Genomic DNA, 4912 nt, shown 5'->3' with positions numbered 1-4912 from the left:
GGCCGGTAACTGGTTGAGCCTAGTGCTATAGCCTTATTTGCCCGAGCGGCGAACCACAATCACGACCATGATGCCCAGAGCGGCCAGCATCATAGCCACCGTGGACTGGTTCTCAGCCGAGCTTTGCGTCAGCAAGCTGGCGCTTGTGACCAGGTCAGACATATACGGCAGCACCGCGCTGGCAGCGCCAGCAATGGCCGACAACGTCGCAAATATGATCCATTTCTTCATGTGAAATCCTTTGGGAAAAACCCTTCCGAGAGGTCCCCGAAAGCGTCTTTGTTGGGAAATCATAGCTTATGTTGCGTTGCAGCAATAGATCTGGAACAATTATTTACGAAGTTTTCTTACACCCTCCATGTGCTGGTGTCCCTCGGGGTAACCCGAAGCTTGAAGCTGCGGTAATAATGCAATCCAAAAAAAGATAACACCCGGAGCCTCTTTTGCTTGTTTCCAAGATGAACTTACACAATGTCTAAACTCTTTTCTTTACTGCTGCTGTGCGCCGTCGCCATGGTCCCTTGCGGCGTGGCATTGGCCCAAAGCGCGGTAGCCGTAGCACCCGCAGCGGCACCTGTGCAAGACGGTCCCACACCCTTTCCCAAAGACTTCAAGGACTGGCCAGGCAAGGGTGCCATCCGCGTGTTTGGCTGGATGAACGACAACCGCAAGAGCTTCTGGCAAGAACGTGCGCGCAAGCAGGGGAGCGTGGTGTTTGTAGGCGACTCGTTGGTCGGTGGCTGGAGCACTTTGGCGAAAGATCTGCCGGGTTTTTCTGTGGCTAACCGGGGTATCGGTAGCGAAACCACGCGCGGTTTACTGTTTCGCTTCCAGGAGGACGTGCTCGACCTGCATCCCAAGGCCATCGTGCTGCTGACGGGGTCCAACGACTTGAGCGCGCTGCAGGATGTGCAGCAAAGCCGCAGCAATATTGTTGACATGCTGGACAAAGCCGAGAAAGAAATGCCTGGTGTTCCTATCGTGCTGTGCACCGTGCCACCGCGCAACGATCCGCAGTCTCCGGTAGACCCTCGCCAGGTGATTGCGCTCAATAAGCTCATCGCGTCGGTCGCCCAAGGCCGCAAGAACGTTGCGGTGTTGGATGTCTACGCCCTGCTGGTAGACCCAGGCGGTTCGCCCCACGCCGAATACTTTGGCGCAGACAAGCTGCACATCTCGCCGTTGGGTTACCAGCGCGTTCGCGACGCACTACAGCCGGTACTGAAACAGTTCAATCTAAGCTGAATCTCACACGTGGCATTTACCTCCCTGACTTTTATTGCCTTTGTCGCAGCCGTTGTGCTGCTTTTTAATGCGACCAAGCAACCCATGGTGCGCAGCGCCGTTTTGTTGGGTGCCAATGGCGTATTTATATGGTGTTACATCGACAGCACCATCCAGCTCCTGCCTTTGGCGGCATTTTTGCTGGTGAGCTACGGAATGATTGAGGTGGTGCGGCGCAGCCGGTCCGCGCACAGCCTCTGGTTCGGCTTGGCCGTTGCCATCACCGCATTCATTTACCTGAAAAAGTTCAGTTTTCTAGATGCGTCCTTGCTGTTGCCGTTTCCCTACCTGATCATTGGTTTGTCTTATGTGCTGTTTCGCGTGTTGCACCTCATGGTTGATGCCAAGCAAGGTGAATTGCCGCGCCCGGTTTCGTTGCTGGATTTTTTAAATTACACCTGCAACTTTTTGACATTTGTGGCGGGCCCGATCCAACGCTACCAAGATTACATGCGCTTCAAGGACCAGGCTTTGGTACTGGACGAGCGCCGGGTGTTCCGTGCCTTTGCCCGCGTCATCCTGGGTTTCGTGAAAGTGGGCGTAATTTCGGCCATCTTCAAGTACCTCTTCGACAGCTTGTCCGAGCGCGTGTTGGACGCGGTGGCAACCCCGGCATGGCCACTGTTTTGTGCACTGTTTGTGGCTGCCACCGTGTGCTATACGGTCTACCTGTACGCCAATTTTGCGGGCTATATGGACATCGTGATTGGTGTCGGCGAACTGATGGGCATGCAACTGCCTGAAAACTTTAACCGCCCCTTTCTGGCGCGCAGCTTTCTCGACTTCTGGTCGCGCTGGCACATGACTTTGTCGGATTGGTTCAAAACCTATGTTTTCAACCCATTGCTGACGGTGCTGGCGACACGGTTCACCTCGCCCAAAGCCGGTCCGTATCTGGGGGTAGTGGCATTTTTTGTCACCTTTCTCATCATGGGCGTGTGGCACGGCACCACTTCGGTATTTGTGGTCTATGGCTTGTTGATGGGGGCTGGGGCCAGTATCAACAAGCTCTGGCAGGTAATGATCACTAAGCGGCTAGGTAAGAAGGCTTACAAGGCCTTGGCTGAAAAAACCACGTCCATCTATTTCTCTCGTGGGCTGACGCTGGCTTACTTTGCACTGGCGCTGACCTGTCTGTGGGTCGATATGCCACAGCTTCTGGCCTTGCGAAAGCATTTGGGCGTGGTTGGTGGTCTGGCTAGCTACCTGGGGCTGGCCGTGTTGACGGGACTGGTGTTTTATGTGTGGGACGTGCTGCTGGCGTACATGGCGCCCCTGCGCACGCAAGTGGCGCAGGCCTGCAGCGGAGTGCTTGCGCGCAACCTGGTGCTGGCACTACAAATACTATTGATTGCGACGGTAGCCTCGTTCTTCCACAAGGCCCCAGAGTTTGTTTACCGGGCGTTTTGATGAAGCTGATTTTTAAGCAAATAGGGCTGTTGCTCAGTGCGCTGCTCGCCTTGTATGGCTTGCTGCTTGTGGTGTCCCTGCTGTGCGTGCCGCGTTCTGAGCTGGGCCAGCGGCTCAACGCCGCCAGAGCCGGTGCGTCGCTGTTTTTGACTGAACCTAAGTACGTGTTCATGGCACGATCTCAGCTCAATTCTCTGGACGATAAAGCCATTTTGGTGGGGGCGTCCAATATGCTGGTCGGCTTCAAACAGGCGCAGGTGCAGGCTCTGGTGCCTGGCATGCAGGTGCACAACCTGTCGGTGGGTGGTTCCAACATTACACAGATCAAACAAATCGTGGACCTGGTCCGAGAAGTGCAAACCCCTGATGCGCGCCGCCACAACACCTGGGTAGTTGGGCTCTGGTACGGGGTTTTTGCAGAAGACCGAGCCCGGTGGTTTACCCCTGATCGCCATGGTGGCGACACCGATATCGACATCGAGCGCTACCGTTATGGCTTCTACCGACGCACCGATGCAGGCCCTGTGCCGGTACTGCCGGCCCGCTATCTGGATATCGGTGCCACGCTCATTCACCCTTACCTGGTACTGGACCGCGCTGCACGTGATGTAACCGGCGCACTGCGCGCATCTCTATCGGGCCGCCCCGCAGGCCTAACGGATGCACAGCGCAACGCCACCGTCTTGAGCACGGAGCAACAACGCAAGTATTTTGAATTTTGGCGTGCCTACATGGGGGGTACCGATAGCCTGACGGACGCGCCCTTTCAGGTGCTGGAGACCATGGTCAACAGCATCGTGGCCGATGGTGGGCGCGTGGTGTTGGTAGACATGCCCATCCCCCAGTGGCATGAAAAAGGATCTCCGTTATGGGCAGACTACCGCCGTCGGGTAGACCCGTTGCTCGCCAAATTGCAGACCCACGCAGGAGTCAAGGTGCTGAAAATGGAAGACGCTAATGCCGACGTTGACTTCAGCGACGAGGTACACCCCAAGCCACGGGCCACCCCTGCCTGGGCGCAGCGCCTGGCCACCGTCTTGAACGCCCAGACTCCCTGAGAGAATGCAACACCCTTTTTAAAAGAAAGCCGCCATGGAACTCGACGCTATTTACGCAAAACTCACTGCCATTTTTCACGATGTTTTCGACGATGAAAGTATTGTGGTCAAGCCGGAACTCACCGCCGACGATGTCGATGAATGGGACAGCCTGGCCCACATCCGTCTGGTATTGGCCATCGAGAAGAAATTTGGCCTTAAGTTCTCGGCCGCCGAAGTGGGGCGTCTCAAGAACGTGGGTGAATTTGTGGCCTTGATCCAGTCCAAGGCGCAATGAACTCCCAGCCACAGGCGCAGACCCTGGCACTGGGCGAGTTGACCGAGGGCCTGCGGGCCGTGGTCGATTTCACCGTGAGTGCGCAGCACATGCAGCAGTTTGCGGAGCTGTCGGGCGACTTCAACCCCCTGCACACCGACGCCGCTTTTGCACGCAGCAAAGGCTTTGACGGTGCGGTGGTGTACGGTGCTTTGATGGTGGCCAAGGTATCGCAGTTGATAGGCATGCAGCTTCCTGGGCGCAACAGTGTCTGGGCCAGCGTGGCGTTGGATTTTCGCAAGCCTTTGTACGTAGACCAGCCCGCGCAAGCCGAGGGCATCGTCGAAGAAGTCTCGGACTCTACCGGCATGGTCATTTTGAAACTAACCGTGCGTGCGGCTGGCAAAGTGCTGGCCAAGGGCAGGGCGGAGGTCATCGTTGGACGCACCTAAGTTGGATGGACAGAAGTGGTTTCTGGTATCAGGCGGCTCCGGCGGCATTGGTGCTGCCGTGTGCGACGAGCTAGTCTCTCAAGGCTTCACGCCTGTGGTGGGTTACCACCGCAACGCTGCAGCTGCCCAAGCCGTGGCACAGCGCTGTGGCGGCCAGACCCTGGCGCTGGATTTGTCAAGCGAGGCCTCCATCCAGGCGGCCGTGGCCCAGCTGGAAGCCCTGCCTGTGTTGGCAGGCGTGGTGCTGGCCGGTTCCCCACCGCTTTCGCTCGTACCCTTTGGCAAGATCACCGCCGATGAAATGCAGCAGCAGTGGCAAGTCAATGTGCTCGGCCCGCAGCGCCTGCTGGCCGAACTGGTGCGCCGCTGCTTTCGCAAGCACAAAAATGGTGCAGTGGTGGGCATCTTGACCCAGGCCATGGGCAACGGCACGAACAGCATCGAAGGCGCTT

Annotated in this window: 7 protein-coding genes; 6 read left to right on the top strand and 1 reads right to left on the bottom strand. The window is 57.0% G+C overall.

What is annotated here, in order from left to right:
* Window positions 1-33 precede the first annotated feature (33 nt).
* The gene (locus tag ABI213_RS10980) at window positions 34-231 is read right to left on the bottom strand and encodes a hypothetical protein (protein WP_348027054.1); all 198 of its coding nucleotides are present in this window, start codon (window positions 229-231) and stop codon (window positions 34-36) included.
* 240 nt (window positions 232-471) lie between these two features.
* On the opposite strand from ABI213_RS10980, the gene ABI213_RS10975 reads away from it, so the two are divergent.
* The 6 genes from ABI213_RS10975 to ABI213_RS10950 all read left to right on the top strand — a co-directional run.
* Window positions 472-1245 (top strand): GDSL-type esterase/lipase family protein, encoded by a 774-nt coding sequence (locus tag ABI213_RS10975; protein WP_348027052.1) that lies wholly within the window; start codon window positions 472-474, stop codon window positions 1243-1245.
* A gap of 9 nt (window positions 1246-1254) precedes the next feature.
* Window positions 1255-2694 (top strand): MBOAT family O-acyltransferase, encoded by a 1440-nt coding sequence (locus tag ABI213_RS10970; RefSeq protein WP_348027050.1) that lies wholly within the window; start codon window positions 1255-1257, stop codon window positions 2692-2694.
* The gene (locus tag ABI213_RS10965; RefSeq protein ID WP_348027048.1) at window positions 2694-3752 is read left to right on the top strand and encodes a hypothetical protein; all 1059 of its coding nucleotides are present in this window, start codon (window positions 2694-2696) and stop codon (window positions 3750-3752) included. The genes ABI213_RS10970 and ABI213_RS10965 overlap by 1 nt, the downstream gene beginning before the upstream one ends.
* A gap of 34 nt (window positions 3753-3786) precedes the next feature.
* On the top strand, window positions 3787-4029 hold the full coding sequence (locus tag ABI213_RS10960; RefSeq protein ID WP_348027046.1) for an acyl carrier protein: 243 nt from the start codon (window positions 3787-3789) through the stop codon (window positions 4027-4029).
* Window positions 4026-4460 carry a MaoC/PaaZ C-terminal domain-containing protein gene (locus ABI213_RS10955; RefSeq protein ID WP_348027044.1) on the top strand — a complete coding sequence of 145 codons (435 nt, stop codon included), beginning with the start codon at window positions 4026-4028 and terminating at the stop codon, window positions 4458-4460. Before ABI213_RS10960 ends, ABI213_RS10955 begins: the two co-directional genes overlap by 4 nt.
* The coding region (locus tag ABI213_RS10950) for an SDR family NAD(P)-dependent oxidoreductase (protein ID WP_348027042.1) at window positions 4447-4912 on the top strand (466 nt) is incomplete at its 3' end. The genes ABI213_RS10955 and ABI213_RS10950, both read left to right, overlap by 14 nt.

It is taken from the genome of Rhodoferax sp. (genome assembly GCF_039922535.1).
Lineage (GTDB): Bacteria > Pseudomonadota > Gammaproteobacteria > Burkholderiales > Burkholderiaceae_C > Rhodoferax_B.
Note: the sequence above shows the minus strand (reverse complement) of the source record. Positions and strands in the feature narration are given on the sequence as shown.

What these genes read in the sequence shown, in the direction of transcription:
- ABI213_RS10965 (WP_348027048.1), top strand. Translation starts at nt 2,694, where the DNA reads ATGAAGCTGATTTTTAAGCAAATAGGGCTGTTGCTCAGTGCGCTGCTC.
- ABI213_RS10975 (WP_348027052.1), top strand. Translation starts at nt 472, where the DNA reads ATGTCTAAACTCTTTTCTTTACTGCTGCTGTGCGCCGTCGCCATGGTC.
- ABI213_RS10980 (WP_348027054.1), bottom strand. Translation starts at nt 231, where the DNA reads ATGAAGAAATGGATCATATTTGCGACGTTGTCGGCCATTGCTGGCGCT.
- ABI213_RS10960 (WP_348027046.1), top strand. Translation starts at nt 3,787, where the DNA reads ATGGAACTCGACGCTATTTACGCAAAACTCACTGCCATTTTTCACGAT.
- ABI213_RS10955 (WP_348027044.1), top strand. Translation starts at nt 4,026, where the DNA reads ATGAACTCCCAGCCACAGGCGCAGACCCTGGCACTGGGCGAGTTGACC.